Below are 19,668 nucleotides of genomic sequence, written 5' to 3' on the forward strand. Positions count from 1 at the left end.
CCCCAGGCGAGGGTCATTGTCAAAGCAAGTGCGCGATCAGCGCCAGAAATCCTCCGGTCAGCGCGACGTTGCCGACAAAACCGTTGATGCGGGACGCGCGCTCCGGGCCTTGATGATCCCAGAAGTTATGGAACATCGGCGTGGCGACGATCAGGAACAGGATCAGGCACAGAGCGGCGGCAGCGGTCCAGATGCCCACAATCACCAGTGCTCCGGCGACCATCTGCAGGACGATCCCCAGCCACAGCACGAGCCGTGCCTGCGGCACGCCGCGCGTCGTCATCAATTGGCTCACCAATGCCGCGTTCTGAACGTTGCGCAGGCCGGCAAAGACAAAGGCGCCGCCAAGCAGCAAGCGGGCGGCGAATAGGATCTCACTATCAAAGTTTGAAAACATGCTGTCGGGTCCTTGGGCAGAAAAGAGGCGCGCGGCGCAAGGCCGCGCGCCTGGTCCATGCTCAAGCGGCCAAGACCGCTGGCATCGGATGGATTGCATGGAACGGAACGCAAAGCCGGTTCCAGGTGTTGATCATGCCGAGCGCAACCGAGAGCTTGACCAGCTCCTCTTCCGAGAAATATTCGAGCGTCCTTGCATAGAGTTCGTCCGATACTCCGTTGTCGGCAATCCTGGTCAGCGCGTCGGTCCAGGCCAAGGCTGCGCGTTCGCGCTCTGAAAACAGCGGCGATTCCTTCCAGGCGGAGACCAGATAGAGCCGCTGCTCGCTTTCGCCGTCGCGGCGCGCTTCGCGGCTGTGCATCTCGACACAATACGAGCAGCCGTTGATCTGCGACGCCCTGAGCTTGATCAGATGCAACAGGCTTTTTTCGAGCCCGCATTCGTCGACTGCCTTGTTGAGCGCCGACACCGCCTTCATGATCTCCGGCGCCGCGCCGAAAAATTGCAGCCTCTGTTTCATCGTCTGTAGCCCTTTCATGCTTGCTTGGTTGAACCTGATTTCTGCGGCCGCTGGTGGCGCTCGACGAAGGCGCAGTTGGCGGCGACCGAACGGGGATCGGCATCGGCCGTGTAGTCCGCCACGATGTCGGACAGCCGGGCGTCGGCGAGCGCTGCGCGATAGGCGCGCTCGGCCTTCAGCATCGCCACGTTGATGCCGCAAGGTTTGACATACACCGAGGCATCGAGCTTCGCCGGGCCGCGCTGGCGGATTTCGGCGCAGCGGAAGGCCGGTTCGCGACCCTCGACGGCCAGCACGATATCGAGCAGCGTTATGCGTTCCGCCGGCCGCGCCAGCCGGTAGCCGCCGGACGGCCCCGACACCGATTCCAGAATGCCCGACGCAGTCAGCGCGTTGAGATGCTTAATCAGATAGCTCGGCGATAGCCCGAACGCTTCGGCCATGGCAGCACCCGGCAAGGTCGCGGCGCCATCAACCCCGGCAAGCATCGTGGCGCAATGAATGGCCGCTTCGACGCCTTCGCCCAGCTTCATTCCACTCTCCTGTTCATGGATATAGATTATCGTGGATAACTTTTATCCGCAATAGGAAAATTAAAAAGCGGCGCCCGTGAACGCCGCTTTTTTCGCAATGCTATTCCGCCGCCACCTTGGCCATCGGATTGTTCGGGTGCGTCGTCCAGTTGGCATAGATCGGCGATACCGGCTTGCCGGTGCGCTGATCCATCACGCCGACCGCCAGCGGCTCCATGGTGATGCAGTTCTCGACCGGACAGACATTGACGCAGAGATTGCAGCCGACGCATTCGGCCTCGATCACCTCGAAATGCCTGACGCCGTCGACCATGCTGGTGATCGCCTGGTGTGAGGTGTCCTCGCAGGCGATGTGGCAGCGGCCGCATTTTATGCAGGCGTCCTGGTCGATGCGCGCCTTGGCGATGTAGTTGAGGTTGAGATACTGCCAGTCGGTGACGTTGGGCGTGGCCCGGCCGATGATGTCGTCGAGAGAGGCATGGCCCTTCTGGTCCATCCAGTTTTCCAGGCCGGCGATCATCTCCTGCACGATCTTGAAGCCATAGGTCATCGCCGCCGTGCACACCTGCACGTTGCCCGCGCCGAGCGCCATGAATTCGGCGGCGTCACGCCAGGTGGTGATGCCGCCGATACCGGAGATCGGCAGGCCCTTCGTTTCCGGGTCGCGCGCGATCTCGGCCACCATGTTCATGGCGATCGGCTTCACCGCCGGGCCGCAATAGCCGCCATGCGAACCCTTGCCGTCGATCGTTGGCTCCGGTGCGAAACTATCGAGATTGACGCCGGTAATCGAATTGATGGTGTTGATCAGCGACACCGCATCGGTGCCGCCGGCAAGGGCAGCGCGTGCCGGCTTGCGTATGTCGGTGATGTTGGGCGTCAGCTTGGTGATAACAGGCATGCGGGTGTTGGCCTTGCACCAGCGCACCACCATTTCGATGTATTCCGGCACCTGGCCGACCGCCGCACCCATGCCGCGTTCCGACATGCCATGCGGGCAGCCGAAATTGAGCTCGATGCCGTCGGCGCCGGTCTCCTCGACTACCGGCAGGATCGCCTTCCAGGCATGCTCCTCGCACGGCACCATCAGCGAGACGACGATCGCCCGGTCGGGCCAGTCCATCTTGACCTGCTTGATCTCGCGCAGGTTGACTTGGAGGTCGCGGTCGGTGATCAGCTCGATATTGTTCAGGCCAAGCAGACGACGGTCGGCGCCCCAGATCGCGCCATAGCGTGGCCCGTTGACGTTGACCACCGGTGGGCCCTCTTCGCCGAGCGTCTTCCACACCACGCCGCCCCAGCCCGCCTTGAAGGCGCGAATGACGTTGTAAGCCTTATCGGTCGGCGGCGCCGACGCCAGCCAGAACGGGTTCGGCGACTTGATGCCGACGAAATTGTTGCGGATGTCTGCCATGGGTCTTTCTCCTCTGGCTGCGGCGGGCTCACCGCCGCCTTACAGCGTTGACTATCGTACCCGGATCATTCCTCGCATCGAAGAAAAACCGCCGGTGGTTCGCCTTCGACCGTAACTGTGATCCTGTCCGGATCGCCCTTGCGCGCCTCCAGCTTGACCATGCTTTCGTCCATGCGCACGGTCTCGTCTCCGTTGGGATAGACGTTCGCGCATGAAACCGCTGTCACAACCAAGTCGCCAGCTGGCGGCCCGGATGTCCATTGGCAGATCGTGTGCTCGTTGAAGCCGACGCCGGACGCTTCTACGAACATCCGCTCGTCACCCTTCTCGTCACACCATTGCGTGTACAGCCAATAGTCTGGTGAAACCGCCTGCATTGCCGCAGCGCCGATGACGACAGCGACAGCGAGTACCGGCGCCATCATCGCAGAGCCCGGTTGATGCTCTCCGCCGCGTCCCGGCCTTGCGCGACGGCCGAGACAGTCAGGTCGTCGCCGCCAAAGATGCAGTCGCCGCCGGCCCAGACGTTTGGCAACGAGGTGCGGCCTTCGGCGTCGACCTTGATGCGGCCGGCTTCCAGGGCAAGCAAGGCTCCGCTGCCGTTGAGCGCAGCCGGGACAAAGCTCTGGCCGATCGCCTTGAACACCTGATCGGCGGTCAGCGTCAGCCGCTCGCCGGTGCCGACGAGCCGGTCGCCGTCCATCGCGGTGTATTCGAGCTCGATCGCCGACACTTTGCCGGCGTCGGCAATGACCCGCTTCGGCTGCAACCAGTGCCGGATGGTGACGCCGTTGGCGGCAGCCAGATCCTGCTCGAATTCGGAGGCATTCATGTGCTCCGGGCCGCGCCGATAGCAGATCGTCACCTCTTCGGCTCCGAGCAGCTTCGATTGCACCGCCGCGTCGATCGCCGTCATGCCGCCGCCGATGACGACAACACGCCGGCCGACCGGCAGGCTGGCCAGATCACTGGCCTGACGAAGCTCGGCAATGAACTCGACGGCATTGGTGACGCCTTGCGCCTCCTCGCCATCCGCTCGCAAGGCATTGACGCCGGCAAGCCCCATGCCGAGGAACACCGCATCGTAATTCCTGGTCAGGTCCGACAGCTGGTAGTCACGGCCGAGCGCCTTGCCGTTCTGGATGTCGATGCCGCCGATGGAGGTGACATAGTCGACTTCGGCCTGGGCGAAATTGTCGACGCTCTTATAGGCGGCGATACCGTACTCATTGAGGCCGCCGGGCTTCGGCCGGGCTTCCAGGATGGTCACGTCGTGGCCGTGGCGGGCAAGCCGATGCGCGGCCGCAAGCCCGGCCGGTCCGGCGCCGACCACGGCGACCGTCTTGCCGGTCGGTTCGGAGCGCTTATAGAACTGCTTGTTTTCGGCCATGGCGACATCGGTGGCGTAGCGCTGAAGGCGACCAATCTGCACCGGCTTGCCTTCTGCCACCTCGCGCACGCAGACCTCTTCGCACAACGTCTCGGTCGGGCAGACGCGGGCGCACATGCCGCCCAAAATGTTCTGGTCGAAAATAGTCTTGGCTGAACCGATCGGATTGCCGGTCGAAATCTGGCGGATGAACAGCGGGATGTCGATCGAGGTCGGGCATGCATTCATGCACGGCGCGTCATAGCAGAAATAGCAGCGGTCGGACTCGACCAGCGCCTCGTGATGATCGAGCGGCGGGTGCAGGTCGGCGAAATTATCGGCATATTGCTCCGGCGAGAGCCGCCCGCCGGCAATGCCTTGCTTGAACTGGCCTTCTGGCATCGTCAGTTCCCCATGTTCTTGTTTTGGGGAAGGCTAGCACGTTTTATTTTTTTATCAATTGGTCAATTTTCGCCGCAACTCGCTGAAAACCTTCACAAACATGATTATAATAGTCATGTTTTCCGAAACGGCCATGCGCGTCACGAAGCAGGTACGGATCGGCTCTCTCGATGGCACAGCGCGACAAGTTCGGAAGTGAGCGACATCCGGCGCATGGATTAACAACCCCTCGTTGACTGCAAGCAAGGTCGAAAACCGCAGGGCGCGCAACCCGGCAACATTTCCAGTTTGCCGCTGTCTTTTTTGGTTGGCTGTCGGATTTTCGTCGTGAAGATCGTCCTAGAATGGATCGCGCATGATCGATGTACAAACCGCAAGGAGTACGACAATGCCACAGTCCCCGATGCCCTTCTTCTGGTACGAGTTGATGACCACCGATCTCGACGCCGCCGAGGCGTTTTACACCTCCGTGGTGGGCTGGAGGGGGCAGCCTTTCGAAGGGGCCTCTGGCATGCCGCGCTATATCGTGATGAATGTCGGCGAGCGCGGCGTCGGCGGGCTGATGACGCTGCCCGAGGACGCGCGCAAGATGGGCATGCCGCCGGCCTGGATCGGTTATATCCTCACCAGGGACATCGATGCCGCAACGGCGTCCCTCAAGAAGGCTGGTGGCGCGGTTCACCGCGAGCCCGACGAAATTCCTGGCGTCGGCCGCTTCGCCGTCGTTGCCGATCCGCAAGGTGCGATGTTCAACTTCTTGCAGCCCAGCGGCCCCGACCAGCCGCCGCTGCCGTTGACGACACCCGGCAACATCGGCTGGCATGAGCTCTACACGTCAGACTGGAAGGCGGCGTTCGATTTCTATTCCAGCCAGTTCGGCTGGGAGAAGGGCGACGCCATGGACATGGGTCCGATGGGCGTCTACCAGCTTTTCGCCTTCGGCGCCGAGCCCGTTGGCGGCATAATGAACAAGCCCGAGCAGATCCCGGTGCCGGTCTGGCAGTTCTATTTCAACGTGCCCGGCATCGACGCGGCAGCCAAGCGCGTCACCGACAATGGCGGCAAGATCCTGATGGGTCCGATGGAGGTCCCCGGCGGCAGCTGGATCGTGCAGTGCACGGACCCGCAAGGCGCCCATTTCGCGCTAATGGCACCGGTGCGGTAGCAACGTCGCGTCGCGATTGGCGAAACCGGCAGCAAAAACCGATCTCCCCCCTCGTGGGGGAGATGTCCGGCAGGACAGAGAGGGGCGCTGTCCCTCCAACCTTACGCTCTTTGAGAACTATTCCGGCGTCAGCACGGAAACTTTGAGATCGGGCTTCTTGGCGCCGCTGAGCTGGATGGTCGCCGGGCCGGCGGCTAGCTTGAAGCGCACGCTCTTGCGGATCCCCGGACAGGTTTTTATACCACTGAAAGCCGCCGACTTCACGGCTTTGCCGTCCTGAACGACATCGATCCAGGCCTCATCAGACAGGCTGATCTGGAGCTCTCCCTCCGGGGGCACGGCTACGCTCGCCGTCGCGCCGAATGTACCGGCTGCCGGCGCGCGTTCCGGCGGAACGGTGAAGCTGATCGTGCCGACCGGCGCCAACGCCACATCTGCAGCCTCGCCGACCGAAAGGTCAGCGCCGGACTGCGCGGCGGGCGCCGCCGCAAACAGGGCCTCCTCGCGCGTCACCGGCCATTTGAAAGCAGCACAGCCGGCGTCGTCGGCCATGGCGACGCTGGTGCCTGCAAGGATGGCGAATAGGCTGACGACGACTTTTCTCATGGCAAACGGAACCCACATGGCTTGGAGTGTCTGGATCTCAGTACAACTATAGCGGTTTAAATACAACCCTGGAGAGAAAAATATTGAAAGGACGAGGAACATTTCCATCACTGATTGTTTATGGCGGGCCATGCGAAGTGAATGGTTCCCTGCCGGGCGATAATCTATGGCCGGTTCGGGGGTAAAATGGAGTCTTAGATGAAGCTTTTCGACGGCCCTGCCAGATATCAGCCGCAGGCTCTGGCCGCATTGCGCATAATGACGGCACTGCAATTCATCGAACATGGTACGCAAAAGCTGTTCAATTTTCCCGCCGGCGACCATGCCGGCGCCCTGAGCGGGCTATCGCTGACTGCGGCCGTCCTGGAATTCGCCGGCGGCATCCTCCTGGTATTGGGGCTTTTCACCAGGCCGGTGGCATTCCTTCTCAGCGGCGAGATGGCGATCGCCTATTTCATGGCGCACATGCCGCGCGACTTCTTCCCGGTCAACAATGGCGGCGATGCGGCAATATCGTTCTGCTTCATCTTCCTCTATCTGGTGTTCGCCGGCGCCGGCGCCCTGGCGCTGGACAACCGCCGCGCCTCATAATTAGTGCGTCAGCCTCGGCCTGCGCGCAATCAGGCCGGCGAAGGCGATGAAGCCGAAGAACTCTCCGGTTTCGACCCGCCGCCGCGCCTCGTGCTTCAGCCCGTCGGCAAGCGCCTTATCCAGCCGTTTCCGGCCGGCAAGTATATCGCTGCCACGATCAACCAGAGTCAGCATGTAATCAGGCGCGGCGATCGGCGTGTAGCCGTAGCTTTCGAACTTTTCGACGACAAAGCCTGCTGATTTCACCAGCAGGGGCAACCGGCGTGCCAGCCACCGGTCGTTCACCAGCGCCGCAACCGCGGCGTCTACGCAATCCTGCAGCGGATCATGATCGCCGATGGCAACGGTTGTCGTCGCATAGTCGCCATCGAAGATTGCCAGGCAGCCGCCTGGCCGAAGCACGCGCAGCGATTCCTCTAACGCCTTTTCAGGACCGGGCACATGCGTCAGACAGGTGTGAAAGATGACCACGTCGAATGAGGCGTCTTCGTGCTGCAGAGACCGCGCGTCTCCTTCGACGAAGGTGAGGTTAGGGATGGTCGCAGCGAGCTCGCGTGCCTTCGCCAGAAATATCGGCGAAGGATCGAGCCCGACGACTTCACGAACGTTTGACAGCAGTGCGAGCTCGCGACAGATCGCTCCAGTGCCGCAGCCGCCCTCCAGGACGCGTGCGTTTTCAGGAAAATCGATCGACGAGAAGAAGGCCTGGCGGATCGCCTTCTGGCGCGGGTCGGCAGCTCGCAGCTCCAAGGCATTGATCAGCATTGCAACAACTGATGGATCAGCGGTCGTGATCTGCGAATAGACGTCGGGCATCGCGGCTCCTCCAGAGCCATCATCCAGCCGCCCGCCACGCGTCGATAATAAAACGAAAGATCACTGGACGAAAGAATTTCCGGTGTCGCGAGACTTCTTCCTCCCTTTCGCCATGCCACCGGCACGGCGAATTCGCTGCGCGAACCGGTTCCTCACCCACGCATCCGCTCGAAATTCGCGTCGAACAGCGGGGTCGGCTGCATGCGCGCGGCGTGGCGTTTGCCCAATAGCTCGATTTCAAAACCTTCGACGTCGTCGGCGATCTCTTTCGGCACATAGCCGATGGCGACGGACTTTTTTGAGTGATGCGCGTAGCCGCCTGATGTGACCCAGCCGCGCACGGCACCGCCATACCAGATTGGCTCGTCGCCGATGACGTCGGCATCGACGGTATCGACGACAAAGGCCCGCAGCCGCAGTCTGCCGCCTTGCTTGCGCTCGGCCAGCGCCGCCTGCTTGCCGATGAAATCGGCCTGCTTGCCGTAGGCGACGAAGCGGTCGAGCCCGGCTTCCAACGGCCCATAGATCGGCCGGTATTCGCGCGCCCACGAGCCGTAATTCTTCTCCAACCGCAATGCGTTGAGGGCGCGCGAGCCAAACAGGCCGATGCCGAATTCCTCGCCCGCCGCCACCAGCGCCTGATAGGCGGCGCGTTGATATTCCGGCGCCACCCACATTTCATAGCCGAGATCGCCGGTATAGCTGACACGTCCGACCAGGCATGGCGCCATGCCGATATCCATCTTGCTGATGGCCATGAATGGAAACGCGGCATTGGATACGTCCGCCTGCGTAACCTTTTCAAGAAGGTTCCGCGCGCTCGGCCCGGCGATCGACAAGCCGGTCAGTTTTGCGCCGAGCGCCTCGATGCTGACAGAGCCGTCCTTCGGCAGATGCCCCTCGAACCAGCGCATATGGTACTGCTCGGCAACGCCGGAGCCGGCCAGGAACCAATCGTCATCTTCAGAATTTAGACCGCCGAGATTGGCCAGCGTGAAATCGCCGATCAGCCTGCCGTCCTCTTTCAGCATCGGCGCCAGCGTCATGCGGCCGGGCCTTGGCAGCTTGCAGACCAGCAGATGGTCGAGCCAGGCTGCAGCGCCCGCGCCGGTTACCCTGTATTTGGCGAATGACGAGATTTCCGACAGGCCAATGCCTTGCCGAACCGTCTCCACTTCTTTGGCGACATGCTCAAAATCGTTCGAGCGGCGCCAGGAGAATTCGTCCTTGACGCCTTCGGGCGCGTACCAGAGCGGCACCTCCAGCCCATAGGCGACCCCCCATTGCGCGCCCTTGACCGACAACAGATCGTAGACCGGTGTCGTCTTGAGCGGCCGTCCGGCCGGTAGTTCCTCGTTCGGGAAGCGGATCGAAAACCGCCGCGAATAGTTTTCGCGCACCTTGGCGTTGGTGTAGGCCATCGTCGCCCAGTCACCGTAACGCGACACATCCATCGCCCAGATATCGGCGCCGGGATCGCCTTCGATCATCCAGTTCGACAGCGCCAGCCCGACGCCGCCGCCCTGCGAGAACCCCGCCATGACACCACAGGCCACCCAGAACCCCGGCAGGCCGCGCACCGGCCCGACCAGCGGATTGCCGTCCGGTGCGAAGGTGAAGGGTCCGTTGATGATCTGCTTGATGCCGGTGTTCTGGAAGGCCGGGAAATGCCGGAAGCCGACCTCCAGCGATGGCGCGATGCGGTCGATGTCGGGTTCGAGCAGCTCGTGGCCGAAATTCCACGGCGTCTGGAACTCGGACCATGGCTTGTTGGCCTTTTCGTAAGTGCCCATCAGCATGCCGCCGCGCTCCTGGCGCAGATACAGTTCGCCATCGAAGTCGACTGCATGGATGATCTCCGTGCCGGTCTTCTGGTTCCAGGCGGCCACCTCCGGCATGTCCTCGGTGATCAGGTACATGTGCTCCATCGCCAGCACCGGCAGCTCCAGCCCGACCATGCGGCCGACCTCGCGTGCCCACAGGCCGCCGGCGTTGACCACATGCTCGGCCACCACCTCGCCCTTGTTGGTAATGACACGCCACAACCCGTCGGCGCGTCGCACGATGTCCTCGACCTTGGTGAAGCGCTCGACCTCGGCACCAAGCTTCCTCGCGGCCTTGGCGTAGGCGTGGGTAACGCCGGACGGGTCGAGATGACCGTCCTCCTTGTTGCGCACAGCGCCGACGAACTGCTTGGGATCGAGCAGCGGCATCAGCCCGGCCGCCTCATCAGGCGATATCTCCTCGAGATCGATGCCGAGATAGCGGCCCTTGGCGACGACGCCGCGCAGCCAGTCGAGCCGCGCCTCGGTCGCCGCCAGCAAGACGCCGCCAGTCAGATGCACGCCAGTCGCCTGGCCGGACAGCTCCTCGATCTCCTTGTAGAGCGAGATCGTGTATTTCTGCAGCTTGGCGACGTTGGGGTCGCCATTGATGGTGTGCATGCCGCCGGCCGCGTGCCAGGTCGAACCGGAGGTCAATTCATCGCGCTCCAGAAGCACGATGTCGGTCCAGCCGTGACGGGCCAGATGGAACAGCACGGAGCACCCGACGACGCCACCGCCGATAACCACGACCTTTGCATGCGATTTCATGGGATTTTCTCGTTATTTCAAAGAATTGGATGGGTTAGTGGATTCGAGAGGGGAGAGGTCAATTCAGAGTTCCTAAGCTCGGCGCTGCCCCTCATCCGCCTGCCGGCACCTTCTCCCCGTGAAGAACGGGGAGAAGGGTCTAGCTCCAACGCCGACGCCCCCCTCTCCCCGTTCTTCACGGGGAGAGGGTAAGGGTGAGGGGCAGCGCCGACGTTCAACCATCACGGCTCGCTTTGCCCGATCGCTTCCTTGCGCTTGGCCACGTACGCCTCAAGCGCCTCGCGCCTGGAGAGTTCCATCAGCGGCTCGACATAGTCCTCCAGCGCCTTCTTCCACAGCCTCGTCGCACGCGCCGTGGCGTCGAGCCCACCGGCCTCCTGCCAGGCCTCGTAGTTCTGCCAGTTGGACAGCATCGGCTGGTAGAAGGCCGTGGCGTAGCGCTCCAGCGTGTGCGGCTCGCCGAAGAAGTGGCCGCCGGTCGGCACCGCACCCAGAGCCTCGACGGCAAGCTCGGCCTCGTTGACTTCGATCGGGCGCAAAAACTCCATCATGTGCTGGATCATCTCGACGTCGATGATTAACTTTTCGAACGACGCAGTGAGCCCGCCCTCCTGCCAGCCGGCGGCATGGTAGATGAGGTTGCCATGGCCGAGCACCGCGCCCCACAGCGCCATCAGCGTCTCATAAGCGCCTTGCGCGTCGGCGGCATTGGAAGCCGAGCCCGGCGTCGTCCGGTAAGGCAGCCTGTAACGCCGCGCCAACTGTCCGGACGCGATATTCGCCTTGGTGTTTTCAGGCGTTCCGAACGCGGGCGCTCCCGATTTCATATCGACATTGGAGGTGAAGGCGCCATACATCACCGGCGCGCCGGGGCGGACGAGCTGCGTCAGCACCACGCCGAACAGCGCCTCGGCATTCTGCTGGGCGAGCGCGCCGGCAAGCGTCACCGGGCTCATCGCCCCCATCAGCGTGAATGGCGTTACCGCCACCGACTGGCCGAACTCGGCCATCGTCATCAGCCCCTCGGCCATCATCTCATCGAAACGGCGCGGCGAGTTGACCGAAATGATCGTGGTGACGCCGGGATCGTCGCGCATCTCGTCAAGCGTCAGTCCGCGCGCGATTGCCATCATTTCGATGCCGTCGAGCGCCCTGCCGCGGCCAATGGCCGAGACGTGAAAGCTTTTGTCGGTCAGTGTCAGATTGGCGAAATAGGTGTCGAGATGACGGGAATTCGCCGGCAGTTCCATCGGCGCGCAGACCTGGTTACCTAGCATGTGGATGCAGTTGAAATGCTGCGCCAGCCGGACGAGATCGGAATAATCGCGCAAATTGCCGGCACGGCGGCCGCGCTCCATGTCGTGCACATTCGGCGGCCCGGCGACGAGCGTGAAGTTGATGGTATTGCCGCCGAGGTGGACGGCATGGGCGGGATTGCGCGGCGTCAGCGTATAGCTGGACTGCGTCGTCTTCAGCGCTTCCTCGATCATGCCGCGATCGATGCGGACGTTCATCGAGGCATGATCGACCTTGGCCCCGGCCTTCTCGAACAGCGACAGCGCACGCGGGCTCATCACCTCGATGCCGAAATTCTCCAAGATATGCATCGACGCCTGGTGGATCGCCTCGATCTGGTCGGCCGAGAGCATCGCCATCGGTGGATACGGATTTGTCACCCGCCTGAGCAGCAGTTGCGGGATGGCGGTCGGTCCCCTGTTGCTGGTTCGCTCGGCGCCGCGCTTGCGTCTTGGTTCGCTCATGCGGCGCATCAAAGCGCCGGCACGAGGATCGAGCTGTCAAGAATCCGCCACCTGCGGGCGTGATTTTAGCCAAGGCGCCATTGCGGGAATTGCACATCGGTAAAAGCGACAACAAGCGTCGGAATGTTTATACTTGCTCAGTGCCACCCAAAGCGGTCGATGAGCCGTTAAGGAACGCAGCAAGATTCCTTTTATGTTTTCGGCCTAATGCTCTTCCATGCGTAGGTCGAGTTTTAGTAAAATTGTAGCGATCGCCGGGCCGCTGGCGCTTTCGGCCTGCGCGACGCCGCCGAACCACATCAACGATGTCTGCGCCGTGTTCGACCAGAATGACGGCTGGTTCGACAACTGGCAGGCGGCGGCACAACGCACCGAGCAGAAATACGGTGTGCCGGTCCCCGTGCTGATGGCGACGGTGCGCAAGGAATCCGGCTTCAAGAGCAATGCCAGGCCGCCGCGCACCAAGCTGCTGGGCTTCATTCCCTGGAAACATATCTCCAGTGCCACCGGCTTCTCGCAGGCGCTCGACGGCACCTGGGAGCAATACCAGAACGAGACCGGCAGCTGGGCGGCGCGGCGCACCAGGTTTGCCGATGCGGTCGATTTCGTCGGCTGGTATCATTCGAAAACCGCCGACACCCTCGGCGTCGCCCGCAACGACACATACAATCTGTATCTCGCCTACTATCTCGGCTGGAACGCCTACAAGCGCGGCAATCGCGGCGACGCCGATGTGCAGCGCTATGCGCATGCCACCGAGCAGATGGCGCAGGACTACGCCGCTCAGCTACGCCAGTGCCCGCCGTAGTCTAGCATATTAACGGCTCTCAGCCGCCCTTGGGTTTGCGCGGCTTGCGCGTGGCGTCCTCGGCCTGGCGACCGTCGCCGACTGTCGGCGGCGTGATTGGTGCCACCGCGCTATCGGCAGAGCTTGAGGTGCCGCCGGTCTCTGAAACCTCGTCGCGAACCTCGTGACGGCGGGCCTTGGCGACCGCTTCGTCATTCTCCGCTGCCTGGCCCTCGGCATCGGCTTCAACGCTGCCGGTCTTGCCATGCGGGCGCTTGGGCGGATCACCGGCAAAGCCCGGGCCAACACCGTGGTTTGCATCCTCGGGCACACCCTCGTTCGCGGCGTGCTCCTTGTCGAATTTGATCACCGGCTCCATTTTGGCCAGCACGTCGTCGGACAGCCAGCACAGGCTCATATGGCCGTCGCCGAGATTTTTGACTGGCGGCACCTTGGTTTCGCAAAGATTGTCCGGCACCAGTTTCTTGTAGCCGCAGCGCGTCTGGAACGGACAGCCGGGCGGCGGGTTCATCGCCGAAGGGATGTCGCCCTCCAGCACGATGTGCTTCTTGACCACGCTGGTGTCGGCGATCGGGATCGCTGACAGCAATGCCTCGGTATAGGGGTGATAGGGCGGCGCGAATATCTGGTCGGTCGTGCCTTGCTCGACGATATAGCCGAGATACATCACGACGACGCGGTCGGCGATGTAGCGCACCACCGACAAATCGTGGCTGATGAACAGCATCGTCGTCTTGTTCTTGCGCTGGATGTCCATCAACAGCTCGGTCACCGCGGCCTGGACCGACACATCCAGCGCCGAGACCGGCTCGTCCGCCACCACCACCTTGGCGTCGCCGGCAAAGGCACGCGCAACGCCGATGCGCTGTTTCTGGCCGCCTGAAAGCTGGCGCGGCTTCCGCGTCTCGAACGCCCTTGGCAGCTTCACCAGATCGAGCAGTTCCAGCATCCGCTTGCGTCGGTCGGCCACCGTGTCGCCGACATTGAATTTTTCCAGCGTCCGGATGATCTGCGAACCGACCGAATGGCTGGGATTGAGCGTGTCGAACGGATTTTGGAACACCATCTGGATCGACGACACCGTGTCGACGCTGCGCTTCTCGATCCCGGTCGACTGGATCTCCTTGTTGCCGAGCTTGACGCGGCCGGAGCTTGCCGTTTCGAGGCCGAGCAGCACCTTGGCCAGGGTCGATTTTCCGCAGCCGGATTCGCCGACGATGGCGACGGTCTCGGATTCGCGCGCCATGAACGAGATCGTCTCATTGGCCTTGACGACGCGGCCCTCGCTCGAGCCGAACACTTCGCTGCCGCCGACCTTGTAGTACTTCCGCAGGTCTTCGATCTGGAGCACCGGCGCACCGGGCACCACCCGCTCGTTGACCTTCTTGGCGCCGGGCGGCAGCGCCTCCCAGTCGATCTCGTTGAAGCGCACGCAGCGCGAGAAATGCCCGTCATGGCCTTCGACCGCGATCATCGGAATTTCGGCGGCGTTGCAGACGCCCTCGACGAAATGGTGGCAGCGCGGGCCAAAATTGCAGCCCTTCGGCCGCTCGTGCGGCAGCGGCAATTGCCCCGGGATGGATATCAGCGGCCGCGAATTCTTGTCGGCGCCCGGCAGCGGGATCGAACGGAACAGGCCTTGCGTGTAGGGATGGCGCATCCGGTCGAAGACGTCCTTGATCTTGCCCGTCTCCACCGCTTCGCCCGAATACATCACAGTGATGCGGTCGCAGGTCTCCAGGATCAGGCCGAGATTGTGCGACACGAAGATCATCGAGGTGCCGAACTTCTCGCCCAGCCCCTTGACCAGGTCGACGATGCCGGCCTCAACCGTCACGTCGAGCGCCGTCGTCGGCTCGTCGAGCAGAAGCAGCGCCGGCTTCGACAGCAGCGCCATGGCAATGACGATGCGCTGCTGCTGGCCGCCGGAAAGCTGGTGCGGGTAGGAACGCATGATGCGCTCGGGATCCGGCAGCTTCACCGCGCGCACCATTTCCAAAGCGCGTTTATAAGCTTCGTCCTTCGACACCTTGTCGTGGATCAGCGGCACTTCCATTAGCTGCTGGCCGACCTTCATCGCCGGGTTCAGACTGGCCATTGGCTCCTGGTAGATCATGGCGATCTTGTTGCCGCGGATAGCGCGCAGCTCCTCGTCGGACAGTTCTCCCATGTCCTTGCCCTGGAACTTGATCTTTCCGCCGACGATCTTTCCGATGTTGGAGAGGTCACGCATGATGCCGAGCGACACGGTCGACTTGCCGCAGCCGGATTCGCCAACGATGCCCATCGCCTCGCCGGGCATGACCGTGCAGGAAAAATCCATGACGGCCGGGATCTCGCCCTTGCGGGTGAAGAAGGAGATCGACAGGTTCTCGATCTCGATGATCGGCCGATTGGTCGGCCCATTGGTCGGCTTGGCGGGATTTCGAACTGCCTCATTCATGGGTCGCTCCAATCCTTGTTCTTCAACCATGTCGGGCCGAACCCGGCATCGATCTTTCCCCGGAATCAATCTTTCATAGACTGTTCGCGCAACGAATCCGCCAGGAGGTTGAGGCCGAGCACGAACGACATCAATGCGATCGTCGGCGGCAGCGCCGGGTGGATGAAGGAGCGCAGCAGCCGGCTGGCATCCTTGATCGCCGTGCCCCAGTCCGGGCTTTCCGGCGCCAGGCCCAGCCCGAAATAGCCGAGCGTGCCGAGCAGGATCGTGGTGTACCCGATGCGCAGGCAGGCGTCGACGATCAGCGGCCCGCGCGCATTGGGCAATATCTCCCACAGCATGATGTACCAGGGCGACTCACCGCGCGTCTGCGCCGCCGCAACATAGTCGCGCGTTTTGATATCCATTACCAGGCCGCGCACGATGCGGAACACGCCCGGGCTGGAGGCGAACACCACCGCCACGAAGATATTGAGCTGGTTGGGATCGATGTGGATGATCTTGAACGGATCGGCATCGAAGACAAGGCCGGCATAGATCCAGCCGCCAACCACCAACGTCAGGCCAAGCAGGATATAGAGGCGGTCGGGCCGGTTCTTGTAGCGCGTCCAGAACAGCACGCTGAAGAAGATGATCGGAAACAGGAAGAACAGCCCGGCCATCGCGTAGGGGATCGGCGTGTCCATGATGCCCGGCGTCACCAGCAGGTAGAACAGCAGGATCACCGGGAAGGCCAGCACAAGGTTGGCGAGGAAGGACAGCACCGTATCGATCTTGCCGCCATAATAGCCGGCCGGCAGGCCGAGCGTGATGCCGACCATCAGCGCAAAACCGGTGGCCGCCGGCGCGATGATCAGCACGATCTGGCTGCCGTAGACCATGCGGGAGAACACGTCACGGGCGAGCTTGTCGCCGCCGAAGAGATAGGCGAGCCCCGATTGCGGATCGATTGCGCCAGGCAGCGCGTCCTTCATGATCGGCACCTGGGCGAGCGGATCGAAGGGCGCGACCGTCGACGCGAAGATCGCTGTAAACAGCCAGAACAGGCAGATGCCGACGCCGACGATGCCGACGCCGCTGTCGAAAAGCTGGCCGTAAAGACCTAGCTTCTTTTTGTAGCCGAAGGTCGTCCCCATCACCAGGGCGAGAGCGATCCAGACCGGCCAGAAGCGGGTAAGCACGCCGAGTACGACGTTGAAGGCGCTGAGATATTCGACCTGCATCCGCCGGTCTCCTATTGAACTCTGATGCGCGGATTGAGGAACGCGTAGCCGACATCGGAGATGAGCTGTGTGATCAGGACGATAAACACCGAGACCAGCGAGCAGCCGAGCAGAAGATCGATGTCGTTGTTGCCGGCGGCCTCGACCAGCGTGTAGCCGAACCCCTGGTAGCGGAACATCACCTCGACGATGACGACGCCGGTGAGCAGCCAGGGAAACTGCAGCATGATTACCGTGAAGGGTGCGATCAGCGCGTTGCGCAGAGCGTGCTTTATCACCACGCTGCCGAAGGAGAGGCCCTTCAGCCGGGCGGTGCGGATATACTGCTGCGTCATCACCTCCACCATCGAGGCGCGGGTCATGCGGGCGATGTAGCCGATGCCGTAGATCGCCAGCGTCATCACCGGCAAGGTGAAATTGTAGAAGGTGATGCCCTGGCTGGCCGAGGCCGCCGAACCATTCAGCACGCCGAGCCAGGAGGCGAAGATGACGGTAAAGATGACGCCCGAAACATATTCGGGCGTCGCCGTCGAGGCGATCGAAGCCACCGACAATGTACGGTCGGTGCGTGAGCCCTCGCGCATGCCGGCGAGAATACCGATCAAAAGCGAGATCGGCACCATCACGGCCAGCACGCAGAGCATCAGGATGCCGGTGGCGCTGAGCGCCGGAAAGAGTTTCGAAGCGACCGTCGTCTTGAACTTGGTCGAGCAACCGAAATCGCCTTGCAGGATGCCGGAGAATGTCGGCACGGCCGGATCGTTGCAGAAGGAGAAACGCTGTGCGGGCTTGCCGGTCGCCGGGTCGGTCACCGGCTGCTTGGGCATGATGCCCAGCCATTGGCCGTAGCGGACAAAGAAATTCTGCCGATAGCCATGGTTGACCAGCCAAGCCTCAAGCTGCTCGGCGGATGTGTGCATTTCGGTCTGGCTGATCGCGAGCTTCTTCAGGTTGGGCCCGAGATTGACCAGGAAGAAGACGATCATCGTCAGGCACAGCATCGTCAATGCCATGGTGCCGAGACGCCTGATAACGAAAGAAAGCATGGCGGTCCCCTGCCGGTCGGGTTGGGGGTGGAACCGGTTTGCAAGCCGTGCCCTGCCGCAGCGGCAGAACAAGCCTTCAGACCAGTCCCAGATGCAATACCCTTTTTATTGCAGACCCCGGCCGAAGAGTCCGCAACTTTTTGCTGCGCCGACCTCCGGTCCAAGGACCATGCAAAGAGCGAGGGAAAGGGGCGAGACGCCCCTTTCCGGATCGTCCGGTTAGGCCTGTTCGAGCCAGACCTTGCCGTAGTCGCGCTCGAAGGTCGGGTGCATCTTGTAGTTCTGCACCGCCTTGACCGAATGGCTGTAGAGCTTGCGCCAATAAGGCTGGATGATAATGCCGGAATCCTGCAGGATCTGCTCGATATCCTTCATCATTTCCTTGCGCTTGGCTGCGTCGGCAACTGCCAGCGCAGCGTTGAGCTTGGCATCCCACTCCGGATTCGACCAGGCCGTCTCGTTCCAGGCTTCACCTGTACGATAGCCGATCGCCAGAACCTGGACACCGAGCGGCCGCATGTTCCAGTTGGTCATCGACAGCGGATACTTCGTCCAGTCGTTCCAGAACGTCGAACCCGGCAGCACCGTACGCTTCACCTTGATGCCGGCGTCGCGCATCTGCGCGGCGATCGCATCGCCTGTGTTCTTGTGCCAGTCCTCGTCGACCGTGATCAGTTCGTGCTCGAAATCGGCCTGGCCGGCTTCCGCCATCAGCGCCTTCGCCTTGGCCGGGTCGCGAGCAATCTTCGGCAATTCGTAGTATTCCGGATGGATCGGGGCGACATGGTGGTTTTCGGCAACCGTGCCGGCGTTACCGTAGCCGAGCTGGAGGACGACATTGTTGTCGACCGCGAGCTGCAGCGCATTGCGAACCTTCTGGTCGCCGTAAGGCTTGTTGGTCACATTGGTGCGGCAGACGATCGTCGAGGCGGTGACGATCTCCGACTTCACCAGGTCCATGCCGTCGAGGATCGACACATAGTCGGCCGAGGTCTCGAAGTTGGTGTGCACCTCGCCTGCTTCGAAGGCGCTGACCATGGCCGCCGGATCGGTGCCGTAGTCGATGAACTCGATGCCGTCGAGGAAGACGTCACCATCCCACCATTTATTATCTTCGCGGCGCTTGTAGACCACTTTCTGGCCGACATCGTAGGAGACGAGCTCGAACGGCCCGGTGCCGATCGGGCAGGACTTGAAGTCGCCGCCTTTTTCATCGAACGTCTTGTGGACGATGAGGCCGGGATAGTCGCACACGTTGGGAATGAGGGCGATATCCGGCTTGCTGAGCGTCAGCTTGATCGTGTGGTCATCGACCTTGGTCACCGCGCTCTCATCCAGCTTGTCGTCCTTGACCAGCGAACCGAGGCGACCGGGCATGGAATTGCCTTCGGCCTTCTTGTCGGCCCAACGCTTGAGGTTGAAGATCACATCGTCTGCGGTGAACGGATCGCCATTGTTCCAGGTGACGCCCTTGCGCACATGCAGCGTGTATTCGGTAGCGTCGTCATTCACGTCCCAGCTCTCCAGCAGATAGGGGCGGAACGTGTATTCGGTGGTATATTTGACCAGCGGCTCGAGCGCCTGGCGCTCGGCATTGGCGATTTCCGACCAGTCGGACTTGCGCGGATCCTTCGGATCCTTGATCCATTGCGCGACCTTCAATACGCCGCCTTTCTTGCCCTGGACCTCTTCCGCCCTGGCCGGCGTCGGGTCTGCAAGGCCAAGCATGCCATAGGCCATCGCCGTCGAGGCGCCGAAGACGCTGGCGAGAGCCAGAAATTCGCGACGATCCATCTTGCCTGCCTTGGCGTCTTCGGCCATGGCCAGGATGTGATCGGGAACGCGGTCGCCGTTACTCTTGTAGATCGTCATGACTAACTCCCATTGTTGGCTTTCTGCCTTTTAACATTCCGCATCCGCGCCATGATGTCAAAGACGGCACGGATTGGGAACATGCCAAGGAATGTGCAACTTTGAAAGC

17 protein-coding genes are annotated in these 19,668 nt (G+C 62.0%); 3 read left to right on the forward strand and 14 right to left on the reverse strand.

The genetic code is table 11. The features are described 5' to 3' along the window. Positions 1-19: 19 nt before the first annotated feature. From AC0L2X_RS19605 to AC0L2X_RS19630, 6 genes are all read right to left on the reverse strand, one after another. Complete coding sequence (locus tag AC0L2X_RS19605) at positions 20-397, reverse strand: DoxX family protein (RefSeq protein ID WP_473561433.1); 378 nt, start codon at positions 395-397, stop codon at positions 20-22. Between the two features lie 61 nt (positions 398-458). Beyond that, positions 459-917: a carboxymuconolactone decarboxylase family protein gene (locus AC0L2X_RS19610; RefSeq protein ID WP_352505556.1), complete on the reverse strand. Its 459-nt coding sequence runs from the start codon at positions 915-917 to the stop codon at positions 459-461. Positions 918-931: 14 nt separating this feature from the next. Then, the gene (locus tag AC0L2X_RS19615; protein WP_473561435.1) at positions 932-1,450 is read right to left on the reverse strand and encodes an RrF2 family transcriptional regulator; all 519 of its coding nucleotides are present in this window, start codon (positions 1,448-1,450) and stop codon (positions 932-934) included. Between the two features lie 100 nt (positions 1,451-1,550). After that, complete coding sequence (gene preA, locus AC0L2X_RS19620; RefSeq protein WP_473561437.1) at positions 1,551-2,864, reverse strand: NAD-dependent dihydropyrimidine dehydrogenase subunit PreA; 1,314 nt, start codon at positions 2,862-2,864, stop codon at positions 1,551-1,553. Positions 2,865-2,929: 65 nt separating this feature from the next. Next, positions 2,930-3,289 carry a hypothetical protein gene (locus tag AC0L2X_RS19625; RefSeq protein ID WP_473600264.1) on the reverse strand — a complete coding sequence of 120 codons (360 nt, stop codon included), beginning with the start codon at positions 3,287-3,289 and terminating at the stop codon, positions 2,930-2,932. Next, positions 3,286-4,635 carry an NAD(P)-dependent oxidoreductase gene (locus tag AC0L2X_RS19630; protein ID WP_473561441.1) on the reverse strand — a complete coding sequence of 450 codons (1,350 nt, stop codon included), beginning with the start codon at positions 4,633-4,635 and terminating at the stop codon, positions 3,286-3,288. Before AC0L2X_RS19630 ends, AC0L2X_RS19625 begins: the two co-directional genes overlap by 4 nt. A gap of 388 nt (positions 4,636-5,023) precedes the next feature. Here AC0L2X_RS19630 and AC0L2X_RS19635 point away from each other — a divergent pair, with 388 nt between their 5' ends. Further along, positions 5,024-5,800: a VOC family protein gene (locus AC0L2X_RS19635; RefSeq protein ID WP_473561442.1), complete on the forward strand. Its 777-nt coding sequence runs from the start codon at positions 5,024-5,026 to the stop codon at positions 5,798-5,800. Between the two features lie 117 nt (positions 5,801-5,917). Here AC0L2X_RS19635 and AC0L2X_RS19640 read toward each other — a convergent pair whose 3' ends face one another. Then, positions 5,918-6,424 (reverse strand): hypothetical protein, encoded by a 507-nt coding sequence (locus AC0L2X_RS19640; protein WP_352491127.1) that lies wholly within the window; start codon positions 6,422-6,424, stop codon positions 5,918-5,920. A gap of 180 nt (positions 6,425-6,604) precedes the next feature. Between AC0L2X_RS19640 and AC0L2X_RS19645 the strand changes: the two genes are divergently transcribed. Beyond that, on the forward strand, positions 6,605-6,997 hold the full coding sequence (locus tag AC0L2X_RS19645) for a DoxX family protein (RefSeq protein ID WP_473561443.1): 393 nt from the start codon (positions 6,605-6,607) through the stop codon (positions 6,995-6,997). Here AC0L2X_RS19645 and AC0L2X_RS19650 read toward each other — a convergent pair whose 3' ends face one another. The 3 genes from AC0L2X_RS19650 to AC0L2X_RS19660 form a co-directional block, all read right to left on the reverse strand. Beyond that, complete coding sequence (locus tag AC0L2X_RS19650) at positions 6,998-7,813, reverse strand: methyltransferase domain-containing protein (RefSeq protein WP_473600265.1); 816 nt, start codon at positions 7,811-7,813, stop codon at positions 6,998-7,000. It lies immediately after the preceding gene. 152 nt (positions 7,814-7,965) lie between these two features. Next, the gene (locus AC0L2X_RS19655) at positions 7,966-10,407 is read right to left on the reverse strand and encodes a GcvT family protein (RefSeq protein ID WP_473600266.1); all 2,442 of its coding nucleotides are present in this window, start codon (positions 10,405-10,407) and stop codon (positions 7,966-7,968) included. Positions 10,408-10,628: 221 nt separating this feature from the next. Further along, positions 10,629-12,167 (reverse strand): trimethylamine methyltransferase family protein, encoded by a 1,539-nt coding sequence (locus AC0L2X_RS19660; RefSeq protein ID WP_473559812.1) that lies wholly within the window; start codon positions 12,165-12,167, stop codon positions 10,629-10,631. A gap of 217 nt (positions 12,168-12,384) precedes the next feature. Between AC0L2X_RS19660 and AC0L2X_RS19665 the strand changes: the two genes are divergently transcribed. Beyond that, positions 12,385-12,975 (forward strand): transglycosylase SLT domain-containing protein, encoded by a 591-nt coding sequence (locus AC0L2X_RS19665; RefSeq protein WP_473559814.1) that lies wholly within the window; start codon positions 12,385-12,387, stop codon positions 12,973-12,975. 19 nt (positions 12,976-12,994) lie between these two features. Here AC0L2X_RS19665 and AC0L2X_RS19670 read toward each other — a convergent pair whose 3' ends face one another. The 4 genes from AC0L2X_RS19670 to AC0L2X_RS19685 form a co-directional block, all read right to left on the reverse strand. Then, entirely contained in the window at positions 12,995-15,418 is a 2,424-nt protein-coding gene (locus tag AC0L2X_RS19670) for a dipeptide ABC transporter ATP-binding protein (protein WP_473559815.1), read from the reverse strand. A 65-nt stretch (positions 15,419-15,483) separates the two neighbouring features. Then, positions 15,484-16,641, reverse strand: coding sequence for an ABC transporter permease (locus AC0L2X_RS19675; protein ID WP_473559816.1), 1,158 nt, complete (start codon positions 16,639-16,641; stop codon positions 15,484-15,486). A gap of 11 nt (positions 16,642-16,652) precedes the next feature. Continuing rightward, entirely contained in the window at positions 16,653-17,687 is a 1,035-nt protein-coding gene (locus AC0L2X_RS19680; protein WP_473559818.1) for an ABC transporter permease, read from the reverse strand. A 219-nt stretch (positions 17,688-17,906) separates the two neighbouring features. After that, the gene (locus AC0L2X_RS19685; RefSeq protein ID WP_473559819.1) at positions 17,907-19,559 is read right to left on the reverse strand and encodes an ABC transporter substrate-binding protein; all 1,653 of its coding nucleotides are present in this window, start codon (positions 19,557-19,559) and stop codon (positions 17,907-17,909) included. Positions 19,560-19,668: the final 109 nt, after the last annotated feature.

Source organism: Mesorhizobium sp. WSM4828 (genome assembly GCF_055811175.1).

What these genes read in the sequence shown, in the direction of transcription:
- AC0L2X_RS19640 (WP_352491127.1), bottom strand. Translation starts at nt 6,424, where the DNA reads ATGTGGGTTCCGTTTGCCATGAGAAAAGTCGTCGTCAGCCTATTCGCC.
- AC0L2X_RS19655 (WP_473600266.1), bottom strand. Translation starts at nt 10,407, where the DNA reads ATGAAATCGCATGCAAAGGTCGTGGTTATCGGCGGTGGCGTCGTCGGG.
- AC0L2X_RS19645 (WP_473561443.1), top strand. Translation starts at nt 6,605, where the DNA reads ATGAAGCTTTTCGACGGCCCTGCCAGATATCAGCCGCAGGCTCTGGCC.
- AC0L2X_RS19650 (WP_473600265.1), bottom strand. Translation starts at nt 7,813, where the DNA reads ATGCCCGACGTCTATTCGCAGATCACGACCGCTGATCCATCAGTTGTT.
- AC0L2X_RS19625 (WP_473600264.1), bottom strand. Translation starts at nt 3,289, where the DNA reads ATGATGGCGCCGGTACTCGCTGTCGCTGTCGTCATCGGCGCTGCGGCA.
- AC0L2X_RS19660 (WP_473559812.1), bottom strand. Translation starts at nt 12,167, where the DNA reads ATGAGCGAACCAAGACGCAAGCGCGGCGCCGAGCGAACCAGCAACAGG.
- AC0L2X_RS19610 (WP_352505556.1), bottom strand. Translation starts at nt 917, where the DNA reads ATGAAACAGAGGCTGCAATTTTTCGGCGCGGCGCCGGAGATCATGAAG.
- AC0L2X_RS19665 (WP_473559814.1), top strand. Translation starts at nt 12,385, where the DNA reads ATGCGTAGGTCGAGTTTTAGTAAAATTGTAGCGATCGCCGGGCCGCTG.
- AC0L2X_RS19675 (WP_473559816.1), bottom strand. Translation starts at nt 16,641, where the DNA reads ATGCAGGTCGAATATCTCAGCGCCTTCAACGTCGTACTCGGCGTGCTT.
- AC0L2X_RS19615 (WP_473561435.1), bottom strand. Translation starts at nt 1,450, where the DNA reads ATGAAGCTGGGCGAAGGCGTCGAAGCGGCCATTCATTGCGCCACGATG.
- AC0L2X_RS19680 (WP_473559818.1), bottom strand. Translation starts at nt 17,687, where the DNA reads ATGCTTTCTTTCGTTATCAGGCGTCTCGGCACCATGGCATTGACGATG.
- AC0L2X_RS19630 (WP_473561441.1), bottom strand. Translation starts at nt 4,635, where the DNA reads ATGCCAGAAGGCCAGTTCAAGCAAGGCATTGCCGGCGGGCGGCTCTCG.
- AC0L2X_RS19605 (WP_473561433.1), bottom strand. Translation starts at nt 397, where the DNA reads ATGTTTTCAAACTTTGATAGTGAGATCCTATTCGCCGCCCGCTTGCTG.
- AC0L2X_RS19670 (WP_473559815.1), bottom strand. Translation starts at nt 15,418, where the DNA reads ATGAATGAGGCAGTTCGAAATCCCGCCAAGCCGACCAATGGGCCGACC.
- AC0L2X_RS19685 (WP_473559819.1), bottom strand. Translation starts at nt 19,559, where the DNA reads ATGACGATCTACAAGAGTAACGGCGACCGCGTTCCCGATCACATCCTG.
- preA (WP_473561437.1), bottom strand. Translation starts at nt 2,864, where the DNA reads ATGGCAGACATCCGCAACAATTTCGTCGGCATCAAGTCGCCGAACCCG.
- AC0L2X_RS19635 (WP_473561442.1), top strand. Translation starts at nt 5,024, where the DNA reads ATGCCACAGTCCCCGATGCCCTTCTTCTGGTACGAGTTGATGACCACC.